The organism is Streptomyces sp. NPDC046870 (genome assembly GCF_040704595.1).
Lineage (GTDB): Bacteria > Actinomycetota > Actinomycetes > Streptomycetales > Streptomycetaceae > Streptomyces > Streptomyces argyrophylli.
Map to the genome: position 1 here is coordinate 1 of NZ_JBEYXM010000048.1, position 22,705 is coordinate 22,705.

A 22,705-nucleotide genomic window follows, 5' to 3' on the forward strand; every position below is an offset into this window, starting at 1 on the left:
GCCCGGTTCCGCCACGGCCGAGTCCCTGCGCATCCTCAGCAGCTGGGCCACCGGCGCCGCCCCGGCCGGCCGACCGGCCCGCCCCGGAACCTGAGGGGCACCTGGGCGTCAGCCGTCCGGGGTTCGACGCCAGACCGCAGGCAGGGAGGCGGGGCCGACGAGGCGGTCCACGGCCGTACCCGCGCCATTCCGCTGCCGACGCCTGCCTCGACGGCGATCGCCTTGAGCGAGGCGTCGGCGCCCTGCTCAGCGATGGCACGGGCTGCTGCCTCCAGGAAGCGATCCTGGTTGGCCCGCGCGTCGGCCCCAGCGGGCGCCGCATCTCCGTGACGCCTTCGGCGTCCGAAGCCGTCGCGGCTGGGCACGTGACCGGGTACGGCATCGCCACGTGGGCGGGCCTGGAGGAGGAGGCGTTCACGGTGGGGGAGTTGCTCGCCCTGGCCGCCGAAGTCACCGGCGGGGCGGAGCACCACCTGGTCGCGGTCCAGATGCCGGTCAGCCTGGTGATGATCACGCCGATCGCGCAGGCCCTACACGGCCGGGGCCGCTCCCGGCTTCCGCCGGTGCAGGCCTGCGGGTAATGGCTTCCGCACCGCTGCACGTCGGGGAACTGCCTGGCATGGTCGACCGGGAGCCCGCCGACCTCATCAGGCCGGGCCTGACCCCCGCACAGGCGTGCCTTCTGGTGGTCGCTTCATGCCCGAGTGACGGATGTCCTTCTGGCCGCTTCCAGCGCGCCACACTGGAGACAGGCGGCCGACGCCGTCGCCCAACCTTCTCTCTGACCGCGGCCGAGCTGGGGGAGATCACCGGTGTACTCGCCTCCCCTTGACCCGGACACCGAGCGCCGCATGCGCGCCCACCACGCCCGCGCCGCGAAGGCCCTGGGCGTACGAGTGCCGTCACGAGGGATACGACAGGCTGCGCGCCGGCCCGCAGCGCGACGGCGTCGGCGGGCCCGGTCCTCACCCCGCGCACCAAGCGGGCCGACGTGAGCACACGGCAGCGCTCAGCAGTGGTCCCGGCAGCTTGCCGGTCATACCTGGATGCTTCTCCTCAGGGGCTTCGATGCTGTCCTGCTATTTAGGGCGTGCCCTTGGCGAGTTGGCCGGAGGTGTCCGGCCTGCCACCCGGGTCTCTCGCTGGCATACCCGTGCTCGGTGTTGGTCTGGACGGCTGCGGCGGCGCAGGCCCTTTGAAGATGCCGTACGCCGGGGCTGGGCCGTCCCGCCGGACGCGGCCGCCGCTGCCCCGTCCCGCCGCTGCGGGCCACGACGCCTGGCGAGTCGGTCTACTGGGCTGGCCCGGAGGAAGGCGCCGTGCTTGCCGATGCGCGGACCAGGCGGTCGAACCGGCGAACGCGGAGGGTGGAGCCGGAGGGCCTGCCGGCCGGCGACCGGGAGATGGACGGACCCGTGCTGGGGGCGGTTACGAGGCGCCGCAGGGGGTGTCGTTGTTGCGCAGGCTGTGGGTGGTGTCGTTGAGCTGGTAGGAACGCAGGTCGCCGATGGTGCCGCCCTCGCGTCCGACGCAGACGTGCCGGCCGAAGTAGTTGTCCTTCTGGTAGACGCGTGCGGTGCGGCTGCTGTTGTTGATGATGGAGCTGCCGGTGCCGCGGATGTAGTCGGGCAGGTGGCGCACCGAGCCGTCGACGGCGCGTTTGACGTAGGGCTGGCCGTTGAAGTTGATGTCGGGGTAGATGCAGACGAACCCGCGCGGGCACGCGATCTGGTCCCTGACCACCGCGGGTGCGCCCGCGGTGGTGGTGGCGTGGGCGGGTGCGAGGCCGGTCAGTGATGCGGCCAGGACGGCCGGGACGGCGGCGGCGAGCAGCGCGGTCCTGCCGGTGCGGGGCCGTGGTGTGGGCAGAAGGCTCATGACATCGGCCTGTCCTGGCGGAACGGTTCGCCATTCCGCTTGGCGTCGATGTCCACTCAGACGAGCGAGTCGGCGCCGTCGTCCAGCCCGGCCACCGGCTACGCCGTCGCGGCCAGGGCGCCTGGAAGATCACCCAATCACTCAGTACGGCGGCGCCGTCAGGCGGGGGACATCGGCGGGGGACAGGTCGGGGCGGGTGCGATGCCAGCGCGCGGGGTGGCGCCACCGGCCGGAGGCGTCACGGGCGACGTCGACGCCGACCTCCACCACCAGCTGCGGTTCCACCAGCGTGACGTCCAGCTGCTCCCGGCTGCCCCACCCGGCGGAGAACGACCAGCCCGTCCATGGATGCCCGCGCCGCCCGGCCGCAAGCAGGCCGGCGACCGCCGCGCCTGCCTGGCGGGCGAGGGTGGTGGTGCGGCCGACGTACTGGAGGCGGCCTTCGTCGTCGTACCGGCCGAGCAACAGCGTCCGGGGAGCGGTCGGGGAGCCGGTGACCGCGCCGACGATCGCCTCGCTCGTCTCACGGACCTTGTACTTCCGCCAGCCCCGCACCGACGGCCGGTAGACGTCGTCCAGCCGCTTGAAGACCACGCCCTCCATCCCGACCGACGCCCACGACAGCCACTCGCCCACGGTCTGCGGGTCGGTGGTCGACGGGCACAGCGTCCACGGCGCGACGAGCCGGCGGGCGGCGAACAACGATTCCAGCGCGGCCCTGCGCCGCCGGTACGGCCACCCGGTCGTGTCCGTCCCCGACAACCTGAGCAGATCGAATGCCACGAAGTGCGCCGGCCACTCGCCGGCCGCCCGGGCCGCACCCGCACCGCGCCGGGCAAGCCGGTATTGCAGCTGCTCGAAGGCGAGGTGGCCCGTGGCGTCCCAGACGACGAGTTCGCCGTCCAGCGCGGTCGCGTCCGGCAGCTGCGCGGCCCCGGCCACGATCTCCGGAAACGAGGCCGCCATCTCGGTACCGCGCCTGGAGCGCAGCACCACCCCTCCCTCCTCGACGGAGACGAGCGCCCGGAATCCGTCCCACTTCGGCTCCGCGGCCCAACCGGCAGGCACGTCAGGTCTGTCCACGGCAACGGCCAGCATGGGCTCGGGCAGGCTCCAGGTCACCGTCGATGCCTTCCACCGCGGCTGGCCCCCGTTTGGGTGGCCTTCGGGCCGGGTTCGAGGGGCGAAGGGACCACCGAGAGAGCCGCTGCGGACACTGACGTCATGAGCGAGAGCAGCGAGAAGGCTCACCACCCCGGTGAAATCGTCCCGCAGCCAGGGATCTACGAATGCGACTGCGGCCAGGGGCACGGGTACAGCACTGACGTGAAGGGGCACCGCTTCCCGCCACTGCACCAGGCCTGCAGCGGCAGTGGCTGGAAGCTGAAGGCCGCCACCTCCCACCCTGGGCCCTGAGCGGCCGGGCCGCTCCAGGCGCATGGTGCCGGGCGGCGTGGTGGGGAGGGGGGCACGATCCGCCTCGCATGCCCGACGCCGGCCGCTACGCCTTCATGCTCGAATCCGTCGGTCGGCCGGTGCAGCACGGCTGGTGGTACCGCGAGGAGGTCTGGTCCTCGACCACACCCGCATCGCCCACCTGTGGGCGAAGGACCTGCCGACGGTCACCCACCGCGGCAACGTCGCTGGCATCCACGATGCCCTGGTCGGCCCCGGCTCCGGAACTGAAGCGCCGCACTGACCTCGACGGCGCCCTCGAGGGTGTGCCGCGGCTGATGGTCGTGATCGACCGGGCCGACGACACCCTGCGGCACCTCGCCCGCTACTGGGAAACGTTCCGGCAGAAGGACGACCCGCAGCGGTCTCCGGCCATCGCCGCCCTCGGGGCCGTTCTGTACCAGCGGCGCGCGGCCCGCATCCATGTCATCTACGACAGACCCGCCACCGTCGGCAGCCGCCTCATCCCCGGCGCCCGCGAGCAGTTCTCCACCGTCATCCTCGCCCGGGTCAGCGCCGGCATGTAGCAGCGGCTCGCCCCGATAGACGGCCCTGCGCCCATGGGCAGCCTGCTTCCGGGCCGTGTCCACGTCGTCCAGGACGGTGACGCCCATCCCGTTCAGGTGCCGCTGATGACCGACGCCGAAGCCGCCGACTGGCTCACCGCCACGATGGCCGGGGAGGTCTGACCCACGTCTGGACACACCACGGGCCCCGGGGGATCAGCCATGACGGCCCCGGGGCTCGCTGTATGGAGGTGCGTTGTTCAACGACGACCAGACGACGCCGTCACGTCTCGGGTCCCACAGCGTACGCAGTACACGCACCTGGGCTCCGAATCGATGTGGCCCATGCACCAATGATGGTCCCCGCGTTGACGCACCGGCCGCCGGCCGCGGGCCGCCGGCCGTTCGCGCAGCCGGGCCGTGTCATCACTGGCTGCCGGAAGCGGATGTCAGCGTGCCGCTTGCCTTAACAGGCTTCTTTACCACTTGGTTGCCTCGGGCGCCGGGGATCGGCTTGCACCGGCGAATGTTCCGGGCGGTTCGCGACGGAACGCGAGGCTGTGGCCCCAGCGACCTGCGGGAAGTGTTGTTTTGCCAGGGATTGAAGGCATTCGTTTTTCGCACAGCGTGTCGCTAGGGTCACGCTCAGGCGCGCGCAGGTCCTCGCACGGTCGCCAAACCTACATCCGAGGGCCTGCGCGCGTTCCCTAAACAACAACTCCAAGGAGATGCGATGTCTCGATCCCCTCGGCGCCGTGGCGCCAAACCGGCAGCTGCCCGTCCGGCACCTGGCAAGCAGGCTAACAGGGGCGACGAAATTCGTGCCGCTGTTGCCTCCGCGGGAAAGGCAACGTTCGTTGCGTTCCTGGCGGTTCCTGCCCTGGCCATTGTCCTCATCATGAGTGCCCAGCTCGGCACCCAGGCCAAGACTGATCTGGCCGGGCAGGTGCTGGGCAGCGTCCTCGCCGCAGTGGTGACGGCCGTGCTGAGCAGCAACAGGCGGCGGAAGCGGCACAGCTAACCGCGTGGTGGGCGGGGCGCTGCGACGGCGCCCCGCCCATCGAAAGGGTGTTCCCACGTAGTCGACGAAACCCCGCCCGGTCCGGATCCGGCGACGCAATACCCGGGCATCCACACCCGGTCGGGGTCACAAAACGTAGCGATCGAGTCCTTCACCCCAAGGAAGAATCTCCGTGGACAGTTGCGCCTTCTGCCACGCTCCGTTCCCGATGGCCGGCCCCAGGGTCGGACGCCCTCAGAAGTACTGCTCCGCCGCCTGCCGCCGGTCGGCTCACCGGGCATCGCGCCGACAGGCCGGCGCTCTGACCGCTCCACATGCGCACCGCCCTCGCCCGGCCAGCGCAGCGGCGTCTGCGGCGCCGAACGCGGCCCTGCCGCCGCGCACCACGCCCGGCCGCCTGGACGAGATTCTCGGGGAGATGATCCGCGACCTCCAGGACGACGGCCGGGTGCTGCTGCGGCAACTTGGAGAGGATGACACCGAACAGATTCTTGAACAGGTCCAGCAGATGCGAACCCGGCTGGACTGCCTGACTGCAGGTTTGGTTGGGCGGGCGCGGCTTCGCCAGGTCACCTGGGCCCGGATCGGCCTGGCGCTGAGCGTCAGCGAGGACACCGCCCGGCACCGGTACACCGACGACTACATCGTGCGCCGCCTGAAACAGGTGGGACACCTGCCATCCGTACCCACCTCGCTACGCGCACTGTACGAGGAGCCGGCCCGGCACGTCGCAGGGGGCCCGGCGGACACGGGCGAGGAACTCCCCGACGCGGCGGAGGCGGCCGGGGCGGCCTACAACCGCCTGGCCCCCGTGCTGTCGATACTCGCCCGCGCCTCGGAACTCCCGTTGCATGAACTGGCCCGCCAATCGCGCTGCTCCGCCTCGTATCTCAGCCGCATGCTCAGCGGCCACCGGGTTCCGTCCTGGAAGATCACCGAACGGTTCGCGCGGGCCTGCGGTGCCGACCCGGTAGTGCTGCGCAAGGTGTGGGAGACCGAGCAACTGCGCCGGCGTCAGCCGCGTCGACCAGTCGTGGACCAGCACGAGATCGACTCGCTAGATGGCGTCACCAGCCAGGCCCAAGCCGTCCAGCGTCTCATGGCCGCCCTGCGGACCCTGCACGTGCGGGCGGGACAGCCCACCGCCCACCAGATTTGCATTAACTCGCGCTGGCGACTGCAGGCGGCTCAAGTCAGCGAGGTGCTCGATGGCGCCACTATGTGCGACTGGCCGACATTGTTTCAACTGGTGCAGGCCATGGGCGGGTCCGTCGAATACTTCCGCCCCTTGTGGGAGGCCGCAACCGCGGCCCCCGATCAACCAACCGAACCGCCGCCCGTGACTACAGTGGTCCTGCCGTCCGCTGACGCACGGCCGGCAGGACCGGCAGACAACGTACACAACCTGATCAGCAAGTTCTGCGACGTCCTCGGCAGTGCACCCGCTCTCGATGCCGGGCAGCTCGAAGTCATCCGGCGCCGGATCGCACAGCGTGCCGAACGAGAGGGCTGCTGAAGCCCCGGAGAGCGCGCCATTTCTCCGTGCCACCGCGCCTTCCGGCCGTCGACCAGACCGTGGCCAAGGGGGTGCGTGATATGGGAGTCCGCCGCCCGTGGCGCGCGCCTGGTGCGGTGCGGCGGCACCGATGGCGCGCACCACGATGGACAGCCGGTGCGGTGGTTCGTGCGCCACGCGGTAGTGGTGCGCACCGCCACCGCGCGGCGCACGTCCTACACGGCAGTGAGGCGCAATCGGGTGCGCATCGGCCGGTGCGGGGTGCGCATTGAGGGCCTGGCCCACGCCGACGGCCTCCAGCTGGCCCAGGGTGTCAGTGACGTCCTCGTGGTCCTCCGTGAGGAACTGCTGCGCGAAGTCGATGACGGCGCGGGCGATGCCCTCCGCCGTGTCCGGTCCGGCCTGCGCCCAGATCCGCAGCGAGGTCACGAAGACGCGCCCCAGGGCCTCCAGGGCGAAGGTGTCCGCGCACGGCTCGCCTGCGGCCGGGCCGGGCAGCGCGGTGACCGGGACGACGATCCGCGTCGCGACGTCGACGAGCAGTTCGGGCATCCGCGGTTCGGTGCCGGCGAACTCGCGGGCGGCACCGGCGTCGTCGGCCTGGACGGCCCGGAGGTAGCTGAAGGCGCTGATGGCCGCGTGCGGGGTCATCGATGCGAGCGGCGTGGTGTCGGGCATGTCGGCTCCTCAACGTAAGGGCCGCCCCACTGATCGCGGCGGCCTCGAACCCGATGCTGGGCGTACTGCCATGTGGACTGAGGCCGGCGCCGACGAGGGTGGACAGACCCCCTCCGCGGACCCCTCCATCACCCCCTCCGCGCCCCGCCGCCAAGAGCCGGGAGTTTCCGCAGGCCAGCCCCGGAGGGCAGGGGGCCGCCGCAGGTCCGACAACCTTCATGTCCAAAGGCGTCACCCGATCAACGAGGTGCACGTGAGTGAGCCGGGTCTGGTCGTCGACGTCGCGGTCACCGACGACGTCACCGCCCTTGCCTTCCAGCAGTTGCTCGCCGATCGGTGGGCGACGTCACCCGCACAGCACACGAGACGGGACGTCGGCGAGCCCCGAGTACGGCTGCGCTGCTACCTGGACCTGCGCCAGCCGGTCAGCCCGGCCGTACCTCGGTGACAGGCCTGCGTCCAACACACGTCGGCCGCCTGCTGACGCACTCGGGAAGCAAGAGCAACTCACAGCTCCGGCCTGCCCGCCCACCAGGCCGGACCCGCTGCCCCGCAGAGTCAGGTGGCCGTGGCGCCCTGGCCGCGCTGGATGCGTCCGAGGAGGTCACGATGGTAGGCCGCGAGGCCTCCGGCGGGGATGGGGGCGGGGCTGCCGGTGAGGGTGTACCACTCGTCGGCGCCCGTGTACTGCACGGTGACGCAGGCGGTGTGCCGGTCATCGGTGAGGGTGGTGCGGACGGTGAGGTCACCGGTGATGACGCCGACCTCGTCGGTCATCGCTCCGCCCGGGCCGGCGGTGACGGTGCTGGTGTAGGAGTCGGTGTCCGGGCTGGTGTTCATGCGGGGCAGGTGTCCAGCATCTCGGTCAGCTTGTCCTTCTCCGGCTCGGTGATGTTGAGGTCGTAGACGTACTTCACATGCGTCCAGGCGCGCGCGTAGGTGCACCAATAGGAGCGCAGCGGCGGCGCCCACTGGTCCGGAGACTGGTCGCCCTTCTGCCGGTTGGAGCTCGCCGACACCGCGATCAGCTGTGGGTTGACGAGATCGTTGGCGAACTGGCGGCGCTTGGCGGTGGTCCACTCATCGGCGCCGGAGCGCCAGCCGTTGGCGAGGGGGACGACGTGGTCGATGTCGACCTCGGTAGACGGCTTGGTGGCGATCTTCCCGTCGTAGGCGCTGTACCAGATGCCGGAGACGGCGCGGCACTGGTCGTCCTGGACGACGTCCTGGCCGTCGCGGGCGAGGACGACCTCGCGGGTGTCGCAGGTGCCGTACTGGGTGATCCAGTGGGGGAACTTCGAGCGCGAGTAGCCGGTCATCGGATGCGGAGCGGCGACGGTGAGTTCACCGAGTTCCTTACGGACGGCATCGGCCGGTGGCGGCTCGGGAAGATCCCGGCGCACGCTCGGGGCATCGGCCACGTGGGAGGTGGGCACTGCGGCTGCGGCCGCAGCCGCGGGGGCGGAGTTGACGGGGGCGAGCAGGGCGGCGACCGCCGCGGTGAGCAGGGCAAGCTTCGCGTGGAACGGATGCATGCGCTCATCTCTCTCGATCGGCAATGAAGCTGACCAAGACAGGTAGCGGTTCTCACGCGCCGGTGCGGGCGTACCGTCAGCGGCATCACTCGGATGGCGGGTGAGCGTTCACCGGAGAAACGAACCACCAACGGTGCCTGGAACGAGCTGTGCGCGGCCGCCAGCGACATCACGGCCTGGTGCAACGACATCTACTCCCTGGCCCGGGAGCAAGCCAACAACGAATCCACCAACTACGTCACCGTCCTGCGCCACGCCCACTCCTTGGCCGAACGGGACGCCATCGAGCAGGTGACAGACCGCATCACCCGCCGACTGCACAACCTCCGCAAGGCCGAAGGCGCCGTCTTGGCCTCCATGTAGCAGCAGGCCGGCACGACCAGGGACAGCCTTCACCGTGTCGTGCGGATCATTGGCCTGGCTGCACGACTCCGGTCGCTAACCGGAGCCGCCCCTCGAGACATACGGGCCCACGCCAAGGGAGCACCTGAGCGTGTGACACTCGTCGCCGAGACGTGATTCATGACGTCCGCGCGTTCGACGACGTCGACGAGTAGCTCGGGCATCTGCGGCTCGCCGTCGGCGAACTCGCGGGCGACTTCGACATCGTCGGCCTGGACGGCCCGGAGGTAGCTGAACGCGCTGATGGCCGCGTCCGGGGTCATCGGGGCGAGCGGCATGTTGGTGGCGGGCATGATGGCTCCTCACGTACGGGGCACCGCGCCGATCGCGGCACCCTCATAAGCGATCTTCAGAGCAGATTCCTGTGGATAGAGTCCGCGCACCGACGGTGAGCGGACTCGCCTGGTCGGCGCTCGCGTTGCCTCTTGTCCAGTTCCGCTACCTGCGACATTCCGCTCATTTAGGCAGGGGAGAAATCTCCGTCCTGCCACGCTGCGCGACGCCCCGGCGGCCGGGCTCCGGACTCCGCTCGCCGTCTCGCTCGGGGCGGCGGCCGCCTTGTCCGCGCGCTGCTCCTGACACCCCTGCTGAACCGCAGTCTTCTCAACTCGAAGCTGCAGACCTCTACCTGTCCCCGGCGCCCAGGTCAGCACGAAGAGACGGACGTGTGGACCAGGTGGAGCAGCTCGCGGACCAGCCCGCCGGCCAAGGTGGCGGAAGCGGCGTAGAACGCCGCCTGCCCGAGGCCCTGGACAAGATGATGGCGGGCGCGTCGCCGCTTCGGGACGGGACGGTGCGTACGGTGGGACATGACGGTCTCCGATCAGGGGATGAGTCGGCTGCCCCCGCACCGGGTGTTCCTGGCAGGGATACGGTGCGGGGCGCAGTTTCTGCTGGCCCCAAGCCTTATGGCTGACGTGCTTTGAATGCAGCTCCCGAGGCTCGAATCTCGATGTAAGTTCGGCGCCATGAACGGGAATCGGGCCACCAAGTGGGTGGAAGGGACTTCGGCCGACCTGGTGGCCGACGCACACGCTCTGGGCGTGATGAAAGCCAGTCCCAGGATGGTGACCTCCTGGGTCGAGGACGGGATGCTCGCCAACCCCGAACCGCGCAAGACCAGCGCGCACGGCAGCGATCCGCGAGTCTTCCCCCCGGAGCAACGCGAGTTGTTCACCAGACTTCTCGAAGCTCGAGAGCGTTCCCCGCTGGGGCGCATCCCGCAACGGTCGCTGATCCGTGTCGTGCTGTACCTGTGGCTGATCGACGACACGATCGTGCTCACCCCGCAGGCGCGCCGAGCCTGGCGTACCCACGCGCGCGCCACCGGCCAGACGACCGTCGTCCGGCGCCGCGAGAACGTCCGCGCCATCGTTGAGCAACTCGCCCACCCCTCAGCCACCCTCAAGCAACGGCGCGCCGCCCAGCTCGTCCTCGAGGAAGGCGAGCGGACCGGGCGGATCGACCTCAACAGACTGACCGCGGTCCTCACGGAGCTGTACTCACCCTGGCCAGTCCAGCCCGGCATGCCGAGGATCGAACGAGCCCTTCCTGGCCCGTACGGGCCCGTCCCCGTCCAGCACCACATCGCCATGTGGAAGGCCCGCCAGCAGACGATCAGCCTCCTCAAGCAGGAGCAGGTCGACGAGGCCGAGCTCGACCGGGTGCGCGCCGCCTACAGACCGATGTGGGCCGACTACCAGGCCCGTCGGCCCGTCATGGCGACCATCGGCGCCGGAGAGTTCGCGTCCTACTTCGCCGAACCCGACACCATGGAGGGCCGCGCCATCGAGGCCGTCGATGCGTTCGTCTCGATGCTCGCCGGCGAACTCGGGCTGATCGAAGCCGCCTCCCATGCCGCAGAGACGGCACGCCTCAGACTGGCGCGCTGACGGCCCGGGGCCGGTCACCCACCAGTTGGTCCAACTTCAGTGGCACCGTGTCCCGGTTCGGCGTCACTGGACAGCCGCGCCTGCCTGATGATCACGGCTCGGTAACGGCACTCAGTGGCGCGTCACACCGTCGACTTTCGCCACACCTCTACCAGGTGACGGGGGATTCCATCCGGACCCCGCGCCCTGTGTGAGGAGCTTCGTCATGACGGACACCAGCAGCGCCAGGCAGCCCGAACCGGAGCCGCGCCCGACCTGGTCAAGGGGTGCTGAGCGGCCTTGGGGCGGCCAGCGATTCAGTGCCGTGAACGGTGCCGCGAACGATTCCAACGTGGTTCCCATCACCGCAGCTCACACCGCCCGCCAGGGGGCCTCCCGGCGCACTGACACCTCTCTCCCTTCCCCTGAGACGTCAGTGAAGGGGAAGAAGTCCACTCCCACGGCCGGGAAGGTGCGGGCCGATGCGCTGCGAATGCTGGGGTGCGTGCGGATAGCCACGGTCCGGCAGATGGCTCAGGTGATCACGAAAGAGGAGTCGGACGGCCGGTCGTACGTGCGTAGGGCGATGAACAAGCTGGCGGAGCTCGGGCTGGCGGAGACGAACGGCAAGGACGGCAAGCACCCGATCTGGAACCTCACCGTGGCGGGACAGAAGGCTCTGGCCGACGGCAACGAGCTGCCTCCCCGACCGAAGGCCGGCACCGGAGCGAAGGCCGTTCGCGCCGGGTTCGGTCCGCACGGCGTCGCGGTGACGGACATGATCCTTGCTTACGGCGGCCGCAAGCACCTGACCGACTGGCAGGTGGAGGTCAACCACGCCATCAAGGAGACCGGCCTGAGCATCAACACTGACGCCGTCCTCGCATGGCCGACCGAGACCAGCGAGGTGCGCCTCTTCGAGCTCGACAACGGCACCATGTCCCAGGCCCGCCTCGCCAAGGAGGTCTGGGACTACGAGCGTTACGCCGGGCACCGCGTCTGGGAAGGCGCCCGCGGCACCAACGGCCGCACGTTCCCGTTCTGGCAGCGCCACCGCTACACCCGCTCCCAGACCTTCCCGCGGCTGCACGTCGTCCTGGCGGGCAAGGAGGAGCGCCTGCTCGACAACCGCCTCCAGGCGCTCGCCGACGACGTGAAGGGCATCGCTGTCGCGGTGTGGGTGAACACCCTGCCCCGGCTCCAGCGGGGCGAGCCCTGGTACGAGATCGGCGTCGACGACCCGGACCGGCGCCGCCGGCGCTACCCCGAGCCTGTCGGCCGCTGACGCCGCGTGCGACGCCGGGCAAGCCCTTCGTGCGAGGGGCTTGCCCGGGCCCGGCTACGCCATGGCGGCGGCTACGGTCTCCAGGGCGGCGCGCTGCTGCGGGTCGACGGGCACGTCGGCCTGGTGCAGCGAGCGAAGTGTGGTGCCTTCGGCGCACAGCCTGCACAGGGGCAGGGGACGGGCGGGATGGGCGGTACGGCCGCGGCCAAAACCGGGGCGCCTCCGGTGGGTTGTGCGGCGGATGGGCCCGCCGCACCGCGATCGGCTCTTCGCGCGGTTGAAGGGAAAGCACCGCATGTCGCCCGGCGTGTTGGGCGGTATGGCGCTCGCGGGCAGGTACTGTTCACCGCACAGGCCAGGGACGGCCTGGAGGCGAGCGATCCGCCCGGGTGGAGTCGCAGATGTCTCAAGGGTGACATGCCCGGTCCCTCATCATGCGTTTCTCGGTGTCCGTGCAGGCATTCCTTCACGGCTGCCACCCGGGGGCAGCCGGAGCAGGAACTTCATGCCGCACACAACCAACAAGCGGATCAGCAAGGAACTCGCGCGCCTTCTGTACCTGGGACGGCTCCAGGCACAAGGTGTCCGTCCTGCTCTGGATCCCACCGACCGCGGGCAACTCGCCTTCCAGGCACTCCTCTTCGAGTGTCTGATGAGCAATCGCGAGCACAAACATGCCCTGGAAGAGCCGCGGAAAAGTGCGATGGCTGGCCTCAGCGACTACCTGAACGCCATCTGCCACCAACCACATCATCTGGAGATTCACACCAACACGGCCAGCCGAGTCGCCAGCCGCCTCCTGCCCTTCCTCCACGAAGACCACGGCGTATGCGGCATCCCCGGCCTGCGGCTGATCAACTTCACCTGCCGCCGAGTGCGCCTGATCCACGGCCCCACAGGAGGACGCCTCGACCTCGTGGACGCCCAACGCTGGCAGGGAAAGGACATCGCCCGCATGGTCTTCCGCCAGGAGACCAGCTGGCATGAGCAAGATGGACGCTCGCCGCTGTGGCGTCAGACAGGTATCACCGACGAGGAAGCCGCGCACGAGGCGTGCTGGGCGTACACCACCAGCACGCCACTGCGCAGCGCGTTGCTGATGCGCTCCATGCCCCTGTGGTACCGCCTCGGCCTCGACCCAGCCTGGACCACCGGTCACGCCACACGCCCGGACCGGCTCATCTGGGACGCACGCTCCGACACGGACCACGACCAGGTCGTCGAACTGCTGACGCGCTCAGAAGCTCGTATCCCAGGAGCCCGCTACCACGAGAAGACACGCTGCTCTGGAACTCTGGCACTCGGAACTGGAAAGGCGCAGCTGATCAGCACTCTCTAGCTGCTCTCCGCCGCATTACCGCGCATGTCGGGGCCACTGCGACCAGTCAGGCCGGCGGAAGCCGCGCCTGCCAGTGCATCACGCTCCTGGGCCAGGTGCTACTGATGCTGGTCGGTCGTCGGGGCGCTTTCGATTGTGCATTGTTCGATCCAACGAGCCAGGACGCTCAGGACAGCCAGGTGCTCCAGAGCGTCTTGCCGGGACCAGTCCACAGCTTCCTCGTGGGCTGCGACATTGCGGATAGCGAGGAAGGCGCCGGCGCCGAAGTACTTTGCTCCCTCCTGTCGTGCTCGCCATATCGCCGTTGTGCGGTCGCCGGGGAATCGCAGCCGTGGCTTCCCCGCCTGGGCTTCCCTGAGGTCGAAAGTCTGCATGCAGAGATCGGTCTCGCCTATGTCATGGCGTCCGAGCTTTTGCTGAAGTCGGCGGTTGAGGGTGCGGGCTGCGGCGAGGACTGCGTCCTGACGAGCCTCTGCAGCCCAGAGCGGGGCAGCCGGCTCCCACACCCAAGGATGGAGGGAGTCAGCAGCGATGGTTGGTGAGGTGGGACGGAGAAAGGCGGCTATCTCCTCAGCGGAGGACGCCATCCCCAGTGCCTGCGCGGCAGCAGTGCGAACCCGGTACCAGTACGTGGCTTCGTTCTCACCCTCATCGCGTTCGATATCTCCCAGCCCGGGCGAGTAGGCGTTGGCGATCTGCCGGGCCACGGCTTCCTGCACGACGAGTTCCTCGGGCCAGTCAGGCCACTCCGCTCCGATATCCCTTGAAGCGAGATCCACTTCGTGGAGATATCCGCCAACGAGAGCTAGGAAGTCCTTCAACTTGCGCACAGCGAACGCATGATCCATCCCGATAGCGTAATCAACCCTGCACTATCGGGCTGACGGTTTCGGTGCTTAGTCACAGTGCATGGTAGCCGTGCTGGGTGATGAGCTGCATCAGATGGTCCGCGGCCGGGGAGCCGTCCGGGCCGCGTGACGGGTACGTCTCGGCCGACCGTAGGAGCACTGTTTCACGCCAGAGGCTGCGCGCTGTTGCACGCCAGTGGGCCGTTTATGTGATCACGCGGTTTCGCCGTGCTGCTGACGTCCCCGTTGCGGCTGCTCTGCCCATGCCCCGTGGGGGTGGAGTGAATGAGAAGGGGCGGCCTGGGTGAGCGGCACGGCCGCGGCCGGGGAATGGAGCGCGCAGCCGGTTGCGCGTCGGCGGGGCCGCCGCGCCTGGGCGAAGGATCTGCACCACTACCAGAACGTTGGACCGCCTCCTGGCCGCCTTCGCAACGGATCGTGAGTCAGGGTGACGATGGCGTCAGCCGTCCGCTTCGTTTTCGAGGCGGCCGGCGTGGTCGGGGCCGGGGTGGTCGACGCCGGGCACCATAGGGTTGTCGTAGTCGAATTCCACCTTGCCGAAGGATTCGCTGGTGATGGGTGGGGGGTCGTTGTCGGCGATGATCAGCTGCAGGCGTTCGCCGTACGCGTCGGCCATAGTCCTGAAGCGGCTGTAGATCTCGGCCGCGCGTTGCCGGTCGGAGTCGTTGTTGCCGAAGGCTTTACGAGGTGAGTCGATCACGAGAAGCGAGGGCATCAGGACCTCGCGGTGATCAAGCCCGAAGGCGAGAAGGCTGAGGCTGTAGGCGAGGTTGACGGAGGTGGCGATGCCGCCGCCGGAGGCCTGCAGGCTCTCGAAGGATTGGCCGTTGATCACGGGTAGGTAGGTGTCTCGGTCGATGACAGCGGTGTCGACCCAGGGCAGGTTCCAGCTGGTGAGGAGCCGGCCGAACTCGCTGCTGAGGTCTCCGACCAGTGTTTGGCTGGCCTTGAGCTGCTCGGACTTTTCCTTGATGGCCTTGTTGACCCGGGTGCGTTCGGTCTTGATCGCGCGGATGTCCGACTCGATGGTGCGGACTCGGGCCCAGGACTCCCGCAGCTGGGTGATGGCGTCGATGGTGGCCTTGAGTGCGGCCACGCGAGAGCTTGCCTCGGCGATGGCGTCGAAGCGCGGGGCGACGGCATCACGGGTCTGGGCATCGAGCTGCCGGCGCAGGCTCGAGACCACGAAGCTGAGCTGCTGCGAGCGCTCCTGAGCGGCCTGCAAGTGCGCTTCGTCGGCCTGCTGGATGCGGTGTGCGTCCTCGAGCTGCTGTTGCAGCGTCGTGCGGGTCTCTTCGATGGCCGCCGGGTCGATGTCGGCTTCGACGGGATCACGCTGGAGGCAGACGAGGCAGTGGCCGTCTTCGACGGGCCGGGCCGCTAGGGACTGCATGCATCGTGGGCAGACGACGAATTCGAAGGGGGAGAGCTGGTCGATGGCCGTGGCCGAGCGGGCGAGGCGGGACAGGTCGAGGTGCACCTGGGCGACGACGGCGCGCCGGGCCTCCACAAGCTCGGCTGCTGCTGCCACTTCTTCTCCTGCGTGCTGTGCGGAGCGGATGGCGTTCTGGAGCTCCAGACGCAGGGCGGTGTCAGCGGCGGTCTGTTCTTCGAGTTCGGTGCGCAGACTGCTCAGGCCGGCCTCGGCCCGGCCAAGGGTGTCGCGCAGTTGTTTGAGTTCCGCCCGCAGTTCGTCGTCGCTGCGGGGATCGGAGGCCGCCAGGAAGGCGCTGACGTTGTTGTGTTCGGCGGTTCTGGCCTTCAGCTTGTCCAACAGCTGGCTTGTGGCGCGCTTGAGCTCCATGAGCGCGCTGTCGGTGAGCCCGAACATCAGGCGGAAGAGTTCTCTGCGCTTGGTCTCGAACCAGCTGTCCAGGTGGCCGACGACCTGGCGGTCGATCTCGCGCGCCTGTAGGTATACGTAGGCGTACAGATCGTTGAAGGTGAGGTTCTGTGGCCGGGCTGATCCTTCCCTGCGCGTGGCGATCTGTTCCCGCGGGAAGCCGAGTGCGTCGAGCAGGTGGTCGGAGAGCGTCGTGAGGCCGTCGCCGGCCCGCAGAGGCAGGGTGCGCTCCAGCGCAAGGGAGTGCGGGTCCAGGAGGTCGACGGTATCGGCGGCGTCTCCCCCGATGGGCCGCCTGAGAACCATGCGTTCATCGCCGGCCACGACCTCGGCCTGGACCGACAGCACGTTCTCCCGAACCGCCGGGGTGAGCATGGCGCTGCCACCCAGGGCATGCTTGAACAGCATCAGCAGGCTGGACTTGCCGGTGCCGATGGGACCCGTGATGACCGTGGCCGGTCGGTCGAAGCGGTAGGTCTGTTCCGCTTCGGCGGTCGTTACGGTCAGGGACACAATGCGCAAGTTGACGGCCATGTCAGATCTCCGTCCGCCATGGCCGGTCGACGGCGTCGGGCAAGCGGTCGTAGATGAGGTTCTTCAAGGCTGATCCTGATTTGTTGAAGTTCCGCTTGAGCAGTCTGATCCGGTTGTCGACCACTGCCCACTCCGGGGTGGCGGCAAGGCTGGCCGCTGCGGCGGCGCCCTGCGCTGTCACCCGGAACTCGGCTCGGGCGCTGTCGCCGTACGTGATCAGGCCGCGGGCGGTGAGCGAGCCGAGGATGCTGTAGTAGCGCTGGTCCCAGGGCCCGTACTTGTAACGGGTCATGCGGCTTTCGACGGCAAGGCGCTCAGACGGTGTGGGGGCCGTTCCTGCCGGCCATGACGCCTCACCCGCGGGCAGGAGACGTTCCAGCATCGCCGGGTAGCGCAGCAGGAAGTCGAGCTTGGCGAGTTTCGTCAGCCCTGCGAGCCCGCCTTTGGGTGTGGTGAACCGGGCGATGAGAAGGAGGATGCGCGCCTCGTGATAGTGCACCTCACGCTGCTCGGCCTGCCGACGCTGAGTCCGCATACGCGCTACAGCCGTCTCGAAATCGGCGCCGTGCGTCATGAGGCGTCCTCATCCGCATCGAACGTCTCGGAGAAGAAGAAGAGACACTCGTCGCACAACTGGTAGGCCAGCCCCCGCAGGTGCTGGTTGTTGAGCTGGAAGGGCGGCGGCGAGGGCAGAGCCTCGACCTTGAGCCGCTCGGCGAGCAGGTCGTTCATCTTGATGCCGAACTCGCTGCCCTCAGGCACCTGAGCCCGGGCGTGACGTCGGCACTCGAAGGCCATCTCCAGGACATCCGTGGACAGGTTCAGCAGGTCGGTTTCGTCCCCTACCAGGCCGGAGCGCCGCTCGGACCAGGTCGTGTACCAAGCGGACCGGAGTCTCTCAGCGAAGGCCGCTTCGTCGGAAGGCACCAGGCCCCGACGCAGTTTGCGGCGGAGCTTTGCCCCTCCGGGCGCCACGACGGGCGACTTGCCGCGCGGAAAGGTGGGCAGTCGCGCTGTCGTATAGGCGATCTGCTGGTGGAGGATCTCGCGGGTGATTCTGCGCCGGCCGACGCGCTGCTGAATCTGCGTGCTGTGGCGGGCACGGCTCGGGTCAGCGATATACACGGCGAGCTGGGCGCGGTCGCTCTCATCGCGGTTGGCGCGCTCGATGCGATCCACGATGCCTCGGTAGGTGGCCTCCAGGTCTACATGAGCCAGCTGCAGGTGCTCGACCGCAGGCACCAGAAGCCGTTGGATGTTGACGTCGGTGATGCTTTCGCGCTCGGGGGGCTTGCAAGAGATCTCCAGCACTGCCATGAAGCGCACGACCTTGTCCACGAAGCCCGCAGGTATCTGGATGTCCGCGAGCTTGCGCACCTCAGGGGTATCCGGGACGTTGGGATACGGCTGCTTCCAGCGAACCTTCAGCATCTGGCGTGCGACGTCCTCCGCCATGGTGTTCAGCCCGGAGGTAAGTTCAGGCTCAGGCCCACACATCCGAGCCAGGACGCCGGCGTTGCCCTTACCAGGCTTCAGAGCTGCGTTCGTGGCCAGTCTCAGACGGACGTTGACCGCACACTCACATGCGCACCAGCGGTCGAAGAGATGGGTCAGACCACCGTCCTTGCACAGCTCAGGAAGCGTCCACGGGCCCCTGGTCCCTTCGCGATGCTTGACCGACACCAGCTCCACTGATCCATCGGCCCACGCCACGACAAAGTCCTCATGCCATTCGCAGACGACGAAGTCGATAGCTTCCTGCGTAAGCATGGCCAGGCAGTCCCGCGCGGCCACCTCAGCCTGGTACCGGTAGCGGCCCAGAGTGTCGGAGCCGCTGTCTTCCTCGGGAGGCAAGTCGAAGAGTGTGTGCGCTGCAACGTGAGGACCTTGTGCGTCAGTGGGCGTTTCGAACCCTTCGGTCCCCTGACCTGCCGTATTGACCATCACGTCCCCGCCCCGTCCCGCTCAGAGCACCCCCCGGCCGCTCTGTTGCATCGGCAGGTGTTGAAGATCTCCTAGCCGTATCACACTCAAGGACTAACGCGTAACTGTGCGTCGCGGATCAGCTGGCGAAATCCGGGTTCGGTCTGGTGCGGCATATGTACGGCCAGGGTGCGGTGTGCGGGTCGGTGCAGGTACGTGCCGGCACGTGGCGCGGGTGAGGAGGCGGCCGGGGCGTAGGTGGCGGCGTCATGCCCACTCCATGCCTAGCTTCCGCAGCGCGGCCAGCTGGTCCTGGTCGAGCTTGTCGCGCCTGGATTTGGTGTTGGAGACCCATACGCCCAGCTTTACGACCACCGGTTTCGCCTCGCCGTCAACCGCGATCTCCTCGGCGTGGCAGCGCGGAACCGGCCGATGACCTTCCCGTTCCACCCACTGCGCGAGGGCGGTCAGGCCGCGTTGGAAGGCTTGCTGTGCCTTGCTCGGGCCCTTCGCCGCCCGCCCGGCTGCTGGGGCGGGAGAGGGTGTCTCAAGCGGCTTGATGCCCAGCGTGGAAAGCCGCTCCTGTTGCTCGGTCGACAGCTGCGCCCAGATGCCCGGCTTGCGCTGCTGCTGGAGCCACTTGCCGATATCGTCGCCGTCCATGAGCACGCCGGGTGCGATGTCGGGCAGGTGGCCGTCGGCTTCGACCAGGTCCGCGAGGACGCGGTAGTGCCGTTGCCAGTCCAGCGGCCATGGGCAGTTCCAGTCGGGGTCGATCGCGGCGAGCTGCGCGGCACGCTGCTCCGCCCGCTTGGGGTCCTTGCCCAGGCCGTTCTTCGCGCCCTTGCGCCGGAGGTTGGCCATGTGCTGCCCGACGGGCACCATCTCGTCGTTCTCGCCCCATACGGCGTCCTGGCGGGGTGCGAGGTGGCCGGTGGCTTGCCGGTAGGACCGGAGCGCGGCGAGCTTGGCTTCCCAGGCTTCTTCGCCGGGTTCCCAGACCATCCCGGCCCCGGGCACGTCGAGCAGTTCCTTGCGGTGCGGATCGAGTTCGCCGGCGCGCAATGTCTTGCGCTGCTGGTGCACCCACCGCCCCAGCGGGAAGTCCTTGGTGACGCCGACCTCGACCTCGGTGTCGTACGGGACGGCGTACAGGCCGGTGATCTGGTTCTCCCGGCGCCAGCGCAGCAGCGCCTCGTATCCCTCCAGCCAGACCAGGGACTCCGGCCGGTACACCCGCGTACGGAGGAAGGCCGCGATCGTGGCGGCGTCGCGCGGGCTGGAGAAGTGCAGCAGCGCGGACTCGGCAGCGGCGTCGGCGCCGTCCCGCTCCTGGTCCTTGCCGTCACCCTCGCCGCCGGCCCCGACGATCCGCCCGTCCTCGTCACGCCTTACGTGGGCCTTGCGCTTGCCGCTGGTGAGGGCCCGCGAGGCGAGTTGCTCGACCAGGCGCTCATCGTGCGACCGTAGGCCCTGGAGCACGGCTACGAGAGGGCGGAAGCTGGCACTGGCGACCATGTCCTGCGGGTCCTCGCCGGGCTGGAGGAACACCGGCACGATGATACGGGCGACCTTCGTGCTGCCGTCCTTGTTGAGCCTGAGCGCCCGGCCGATGTTCTGCACGATCTCCACCTGCGAGCCGCGGGTGTCGGCGAAGCAGATCGCCTCCACCCCGCGCTCGCCGGTGATGTCCACGCCCTCCCCGAGCACCCGCACCGAGGCGAGGAACGCCCGATGGACGCGCCGGTTGCTCGCGTCGATGCCGTTCGCGAACTGCCACAGCACCTCGCGCCGCTCGGATACGAGGTGGTCCCCGCACAGCCACGCCGACCACACCCGGTCCGGCGGCACGTGGCGGCCCGCCTCCAACTCGTAGAACTCCGCGCCGATCGACGACTTCGGCAGGGCCTCCGCCTTCGCCAGGTCCTCGTCGGAGACGTCGTTGACGTACAGCTCGGCAGCGGTCTGAGGCAGCTTCTCCGCGAACGCGGCGGCCTCCTCCACTCGCTGGTGGAACGTCATCACGGTGCGCAGGTTCCACTTCGCGGCGTGCTCCAGGAGCGCCGTCTGCAGCAGCGCCATGCGCCGGCCCCGCAGCGCCTCGTCCGACTCCCCGTAGACCGGGGAGGGGTCGCGGATCTCCAGCACGTCGATCTCGAACCCGGCGAGGATGCCCCGCTCGATCGCCTCCGAGAGCCCGAGCTCGGCCAGCCACGGCCCGTACGTCTCGGAGTCCTGGCCCATCGACGCGATCTCCAGCTCCTGGCCGCCCGCGGCCCTTCGCGGCTGGGGAGCCGCCAGGATGCGCGGGGTCGCGGTGAGGTAGAGCCGAAAGTCGGCGGGGATCCGGGCGTTGTCGTGGATAGCGGCCCACGGCCTCCCAAGATCACCGGCGGTTGCGTGGGCCTCATCCACGATGGCGAGGTCGAAGCCGGTCATGCGCTGGCCGTAGAGCCGCTCTCCGCCCGCCAGGGCGGCCTCCAGCGGCCCGCGAACCTTCCGCTCTACTTCCGGTGCGTCGATGTCCTCCCGGTCCACCAGCGAGGCGTACGTGGCGAACACGACGACCGGCCCGGACCCGGCCCACAGGGCGAGCTGGATCGGGTTGGTGGTGGTGCGCACGCCCAGTTCGTTCAGCACCGGGTCGTTCTCCAGCGAGCACACTGCCACCATCGGGGCCCGGTGGCCCACCAGGCGCCACGCCTGGGCGGTCTGCACGAGCAGGTCCAGGGTCGGCACGGTCACGAGGATCCGGCTGTCCCGGAAGCATTCCAGCGCGCACGCGGCGGCCGTGATCGTCTTCCCCGAACCGGTCGCTGACACGATCGTGGCCCGCGCACCCTGCGGGGGGACAGATGGCCTTGCGGGGAATCCCACCCACTTGCGGAAAGCTGACTTCTGGTCGACCTGATGCTCCTTTAGAGAAATACTCTGCACTCTAAAACCATCTCTCTGTCAGCTGACTATGCATTCCGACGACTACTGGGTATTTTTTCCAGTCCAATACAAAGCAGTGTCGACATCGCGCGCTGTCCAGCCGTCTGCGCGCCCATCGCTGTTTTTAAGGAGGGTTTCGAGGAGATCCATGTAGCGTCCGTAGCGGCCTGGCTCGTCAGAGAGGTTGAGGCCGAGGTCGTCGATGGCACGCTGGACGTGCCGGTCGTAGACGGCCATCCGCGTTGGAGCTGCCGAGGTCAGGATGGCCGAAGCGATGGCGTCGCCCTTACGGAAGCCAGGCAGTCCAGATATCGCACCACGCCCTGCCTGAGCCGCCTGACCGCGAGGAACGCTGAGGTCGCGAACGGAAGCGACGGCCCGCTCAGTGACAGCTCGTACGTGGCTGTCGGGCAGTGACATGAGGCGGGTGACCCAACGCGTCTGTGCAGAGAGCCGTTTCCACACGATCAACGTCGAGATCTCCGTCTTGCCGAGACTGCCAGTACGCTCGACCTTCTGCGAAACTTCCCAAAAGACCTCGTCGTAGTGAGGTGAAACTTCCGCCTGATAGGCGGCACGCGCAGGGATCAGTACGTCCCATGCAGAGTGACATGAAGCAGAGTCATCTCTGGTAGGTGCCATGCTTTTTCACCTCTCCAAGAGCGCGATCAGGGGGTGTCCCGTGCTTCCGCCAACGGTACATGGTGCATCAGTTTGATGCACCCACTACACTGGAACCCGACACGAACGAGCGACCCTCATCCCTCGTAGCCAGCCTGGCCCGCGCCAGCGGGCCCAACGGTTCTGGAGGCGCAGCCGGAAGGACCGTCAGGCGGGGGAGCGCAGCGGACCCGCCGGCTCGGCCGGAGTGAAACGAAGGCCGGTAGGCGGGACGAAGTCCCGCCGGGCCGGGAGCGCAGCGGACGGACCGTCACCTCGGGTGCGCAGCACCCGAGGTGTGCGGGTGGCGCAGCCACCCGCCAGCGCTCACGCGGAGCGGGAGCGCAACACCCGTGCGCAGCACGGGTGTTCGCTTGCTCCGGGCGCAGCCCGGAGGCGACGGACGGGTCTGGGTCGCCGTGCGCTGGACGGAACCGGACGGCTCGGCGCACA

General features: G+C 68.8%; 24 protein-coding genes. 12 read left to right on the forward strand and 12 right to left on the reverse strand.

The annotated features are described in order from the left end of the window. Positions 1 to 365 precede the first annotated feature (365 nt). Complete coding sequence (locus AB0946_RS41075; protein WP_366765852.1) at positions 366 to 581, forward strand: hypothetical protein; 216 nt, start codon at positions 366 to 368, stop codon at positions 579 to 581. A gap of 847 nt (positions 582 to 1,428) precedes the next feature. Here AB0946_RS41075 and AB0946_RS41080 read toward each other — a convergent pair. Together AB0946_RS41080 and AB0946_RS41085 are read right to left on the reverse strand one after the other, a co-directional pair. Then, the gene (locus AB0946_RS41080) at positions 1,429 to 1,878 is read right to left on the reverse strand and encodes a peptidase inhibitor family I36 protein (protein WP_366765853.1); all 450 of its coding nucleotides are present in this window, start codon (positions 1,876 to 1,878) and stop codon (positions 1,429 to 1,431) included. 141 nt (positions 1,879 to 2,019) lie between these two features. Continuing rightward, positions 2,020 to 2,976 (reverse strand): ATP-dependent DNA ligase, encoded by a 957-nt coding sequence (locus AB0946_RS41085; RefSeq protein WP_366765876.1) that lies wholly within the window; start codon positions 2,974 to 2,976, stop codon positions 2,020 to 2,022. A gap of 451 nt (positions 2,977 to 3,427) precedes the next feature. On the opposite strand from AB0946_RS41085, the gene AB0946_RS41090 reads away from it, so the two are divergent. From AB0946_RS41090 to AB0946_RS41120, 7 genes are all read left to right on the forward strand, one after another. Continuing rightward, a complete protein-coding gene (locus AB0946_RS41090; protein ID WP_366765854.1) occupies positions 3,428 to 3,577 on the forward strand; it encodes a hypothetical protein in 150 nt (49 codons plus the stop codon). A gap of 34 nt (positions 3,578 to 3,611) precedes the next feature. Next, positions 3,612 to 3,860 carry a hypothetical protein gene (locus tag AB0946_RS41095; RefSeq protein ID WP_366765856.1) on the forward strand — a complete coding sequence of 83 codons (249 nt, stop codon included), beginning with the start codon at positions 3,612 to 3,614 and terminating at the stop codon, positions 3,858 to 3,860. 33 nt (positions 3,861 to 3,893) lie between these two features. Continuing rightward, a complete protein-coding gene (locus AB0946_RS41100; protein ID WP_366765858.1) occupies positions 3,894 to 4,022 on the forward strand; it encodes a hypothetical protein in 129 nt (42 codons plus the stop codon). A gap of 715 nt (positions 4,023 to 4,737) precedes the next feature. Beyond that, complete coding sequence (locus AB0946_RS41105) at positions 4,738 to 4,860, forward strand: hypothetical protein (RefSeq protein WP_366765859.1); 123 nt, start codon at positions 4,738 to 4,740, stop codon at positions 4,858 to 4,860. Between the two features lie 418 nt (positions 4,861 to 5,278). Then, positions 5,279 to 6,376 carry a helix-turn-helix transcriptional regulator gene (locus AB0946_RS41110; protein ID WP_366765860.1) on the forward strand — a complete coding sequence of 366 codons (1,098 nt, stop codon included), beginning with the start codon at positions 5,279 to 5,281 and terminating at the stop codon, positions 6,374 to 6,376. Positions 6,377 to 6,451: 75 nt separating this feature from the next. Continuing rightward, positions 6,452 to 7,072, forward strand: a complete 621-nt coding sequence (locus AB0946_RS41115; RefSeq protein WP_366765861.1) for a hypothetical protein — start codon at positions 6,452 to 6,454, stop codon at positions 7,070 to 7,072. Between the two features lie 229 nt (positions 7,073 to 7,301). Next, positions 7,302 to 7,502 carry a DUF6207 family protein gene (locus tag AB0946_RS41120; protein WP_366765862.1) on the forward strand — a complete coding sequence of 67 codons (201 nt, stop codon included), beginning with the start codon at positions 7,302 to 7,304 and terminating at the stop codon, positions 7,500 to 7,502. Between the two features lie 110 nt (positions 7,503 to 7,612). On the opposite strand, the gene AB0946_RS41125 is transcribed toward AB0946_RS41120, so the two are convergent. Both AB0946_RS41125 and AB0946_RS41130 read right to left on the reverse strand, forming a co-directional pair. Further along, positions 7,613 to 7,894 carry a hypothetical protein gene (locus AB0946_RS41125; protein WP_366765863.1) on the reverse strand — a complete coding sequence of 94 codons (282 nt, stop codon included), beginning with the start codon at positions 7,892 to 7,894 and terminating at the stop codon, positions 7,613 to 7,615. Beyond that, positions 7,891 to 8,589: an HNH endonuclease family protein gene (locus tag AB0946_RS41130; protein ID WP_366765864.1), complete on the reverse strand. Its 699-nt coding sequence runs from the start codon at positions 8,587 to 8,589 to the stop codon at positions 7,891 to 7,893. Before AB0946_RS41130 ends, AB0946_RS41125 begins: the two co-directional genes overlap by 4 nt. 93 nt (positions 8,590 to 8,682) lie before the next feature. On the opposite strand from AB0946_RS41130, the gene AB0946_RS41135 reads away from it, so the two are divergent. Then, a complete protein-coding gene (locus AB0946_RS41135) occupies positions 8,683 to 8,952 on the forward strand; it encodes a terpene synthase family protein (protein WP_366765865.1) in 270 nt (89 codons plus the stop codon). Positions 8,953 to 8,981: 29 nt separating this feature from the next. Here AB0946_RS41135 and AB0946_RS41140 read toward each other — a convergent pair whose 3' ends face one another. Together AB0946_RS41140 and AB0946_RS41145 are read right to left on the reverse strand one after the other, a co-directional pair. Next, positions 8,982 to 9,284 (reverse strand): hypothetical protein, encoded by a 303-nt coding sequence (locus tag AB0946_RS41140; protein ID WP_366765866.1) that lies wholly within the window; start codon positions 9,282 to 9,284, stop codon positions 8,982 to 8,984. A 353-nt stretch (positions 9,285 to 9,637) separates the two neighbouring features. Further along, a complete protein-coding gene (locus AB0946_RS41145) occupies positions 9,638 to 9,802 on the reverse strand; it encodes a hypothetical protein (protein ID WP_366765867.1) in 165 nt (54 codons plus the stop codon). Positions 9,803 to 9,959: 157 nt separating this feature from the next. Here AB0946_RS41145 and AB0946_RS41150 point away from each other — a divergent pair, with 157 nt between their 5' ends. The 3 genes from AB0946_RS41150 to AB0946_RS41160 all read left to right on the forward strand — a co-directional run bounded on the left by AB0946_RS41150 (position 9,960) and on the right by AB0946_RS41160 (position 13,486). Then, on the forward strand, positions 9,960 to 10,883 hold the full coding sequence (locus tag AB0946_RS41150) for a hypothetical protein (protein WP_366765868.1): 924 nt from the start codon (positions 9,960 to 9,962) through the stop codon (positions 10,881 to 10,883). Positions 10,884 to 11,355: 472 nt separating this feature from the next. After that, entirely contained in the window at positions 11,356 to 12,147 is a 792-nt protein-coding gene (locus tag AB0946_RS41155; protein WP_366765877.1) for a replication-relaxation family protein, read from the forward strand. Positions 12,148 to 12,652: 505 nt separating this feature from the next. After that, positions 12,653 to 13,486, forward strand: a complete 834-nt coding sequence (locus AB0946_RS41160; protein WP_366765869.1) for a hypothetical protein — start codon at positions 12,653 to 12,655, stop codon at positions 13,484 to 13,486. A gap of 98 nt (positions 13,487 to 13,584) precedes the next feature. Here the strand turns inward: AB0946_RS41160 and AB0946_RS41165 are convergent, their stop codons facing one another. The 6 genes from AB0946_RS41165 to AB0946_RS41190 all read right to left on the reverse strand — a co-directional run bounded on the left by AB0946_RS41165 (position 13,585) and on the right by AB0946_RS41190 (position 22,234). Next, positions 13,585 to 14,334, reverse strand: coding sequence for a TIGR02391 family protein (locus AB0946_RS41165; protein ID WP_366765870.1), 750 nt, complete (start codon positions 14,332 to 14,334; stop codon positions 13,585 to 13,587). Positions 14,335 to 14,794: 460 nt separating this feature from the next. Beyond that, positions 14,795 to 16,732 (reverse strand): hypothetical protein, encoded by a 1,938-nt coding sequence (locus AB0946_RS41170; RefSeq protein WP_366765871.1) that lies wholly within the window; start codon positions 16,730 to 16,732, stop codon positions 14,795 to 14,797. A gap of 1 nt (position 16,733) precedes the next feature. Beyond that, positions 16,734 to 17,306 carry a hypothetical protein gene (locus AB0946_RS41175; protein WP_366765872.1) on the reverse strand — a complete coding sequence of 191 codons (573 nt, stop codon included), beginning with the start codon at positions 17,304 to 17,306 and terminating at the stop codon, positions 16,734 to 16,736. Further along, complete coding sequence (locus AB0946_RS41180) at positions 17,303 to 18,586, reverse strand: dsDNA nuclease domain-containing protein (protein WP_366765873.1); 1,284 nt, start codon at positions 18,584 to 18,586, stop codon at positions 17,303 to 17,305. Before AB0946_RS41180 ends, AB0946_RS41175 begins: the two co-directional genes overlap by 4 nt. A gap of 336 nt (positions 18,587 to 18,922) precedes the next feature. Continuing rightward, positions 18,923 to 21,592 carry a Helicase associated domain protein gene (locus tag AB0946_RS41185; protein WP_366765874.1) on the reverse strand — a complete coding sequence of 890 codons (2,670 nt, stop codon included), beginning with the start codon at positions 21,590 to 21,592 and terminating at the stop codon, positions 18,923 to 18,925. 42 nt (positions 21,593 to 21,634) lie between these two features. Beyond that, positions 21,635 to 22,234, reverse strand: coding sequence for a hypothetical protein (locus AB0946_RS41190; protein ID WP_366765875.1), 600 nt, complete (start codon positions 22,232 to 22,234; stop codon positions 21,635 to 21,637). Positions 22,235 to 22,705 lie beyond the last annotated feature (471 nt).

Excerpts from the sequence above, each read along its gene's own strand:
- AB0946_RS41165 (WP_366765870.1), bottom strand. The coding sequence starts at position 14,334 with ATGGATCATGCGTTCGCTGTGCGCAAGTTGAAGGACTTCCTAGCTCTC.
- AB0946_RS41085 (WP_366765876.1), bottom strand. The coding sequence starts at position 2,976 with ATGCTGGCCGTTGCCGTGGACAGACCTGACGTGCCTGCCGGTTGGGCC.
- AB0946_RS41150 (WP_366765868.1), top strand. The coding sequence starts at position 9,960 with ATGAACGGGAATCGGGCCACCAAGTGGGTGGAAGGGACTTCGGCCGAC.
- AB0946_RS41110 (WP_366765860.1), top strand. The coding sequence starts at position 5,279 with ATGATCCGCGACCTCCAGGACGACGGCCGGGTGCTGCTGCGGCAACTT.
- AB0946_RS41160 (WP_366765869.1), top strand. The coding sequence starts at position 12,653 with ATGCCGCACACAACCAACAAGCGGATCAGCAAGGAACTCGCGCGCCTT.
- AB0946_RS41170 (WP_366765871.1), bottom strand. The coding sequence starts at position 16,732 with ATGGCCGTCAACTTGCGCATTGTGTCCCTGACCGTAACGACCGCCGAA.
- AB0946_RS41080 (WP_366765853.1), bottom strand. The coding sequence starts at position 1,878 with ATGAGCCTTCTGCCCACACCACGGCCCCGCACCGGCAGGACCGCGCTG.
- AB0946_RS41175 (WP_366765872.1), bottom strand. The coding sequence starts at position 17,306 with ATGACGCACGGCGCCGATTTCGAGACGGCTGTAGCGCGTATGCGGACT.
- AB0946_RS41155 (WP_366765877.1), top strand. The coding sequence starts at position 11,356 with ATGCTGGGGTGCGTGCGGATAGCCACGGTCCGGCAGATGGCTCAGGTG.
- AB0946_RS41140 (WP_366765866.1), bottom strand. The coding sequence starts at position 9,284 with ATGCCCGCCACCAACATGCCGCTCGCCCCGATGACCCCGGACGCGGCC.
- AB0946_RS41130 (WP_366765864.1), bottom strand. The coding sequence starts at position 8,589 with ATGCATCCGTTCCACGCGAAGCTTGCCCTGCTCACCGCGGCGGTCGCC.
- AB0946_RS41145 (WP_366765867.1), bottom strand. The coding sequence starts at position 9,802 with ATGTCCCACCGTACGCACCGTCCCGTCCCGAAGCGGCGACGCGCCCGC.
- AB0946_RS41095 (WP_366765856.1), top strand. The coding sequence starts at position 3,612 with ATGGTCGTGATCGACCGGGCCGACGACACCCTGCGGCACCTCGCCCGC.
- AB0946_RS41125 (WP_366765863.1), bottom strand. The coding sequence starts at position 7,894 with ATGAACACCAGCCCGGACACCGACTCCTACACCAGCACCGTCACCGCC.
- AB0946_RS41190 (WP_366765875.1), bottom strand. The coding sequence starts at position 22,234 with ATGGCACCTACCAGAGATGACTCTGCTTCATGTCACTCTGCATGGGAC.
- AB0946_RS41105 (WP_366765859.1), top strand. The coding sequence starts at position 4,738 with ATGAGTGCCCAGCTCGGCACCCAGGCCAAGACTGATCTGGCCGGGCAG.
- AB0946_RS41100 (WP_366765858.1), top strand. The coding sequence starts at position 3,894 with ATGGGCAGCCTGCTTCCGGGCCGTGTCCACGTCGTCCAGGACGGTGAC.
- AB0946_RS41135 (WP_366765865.1), top strand. The coding sequence starts at position 8,683 with ATGGCGGGTGAGCGTTCACCGGAGAAACGAACCACCAACGGTGCCTGG.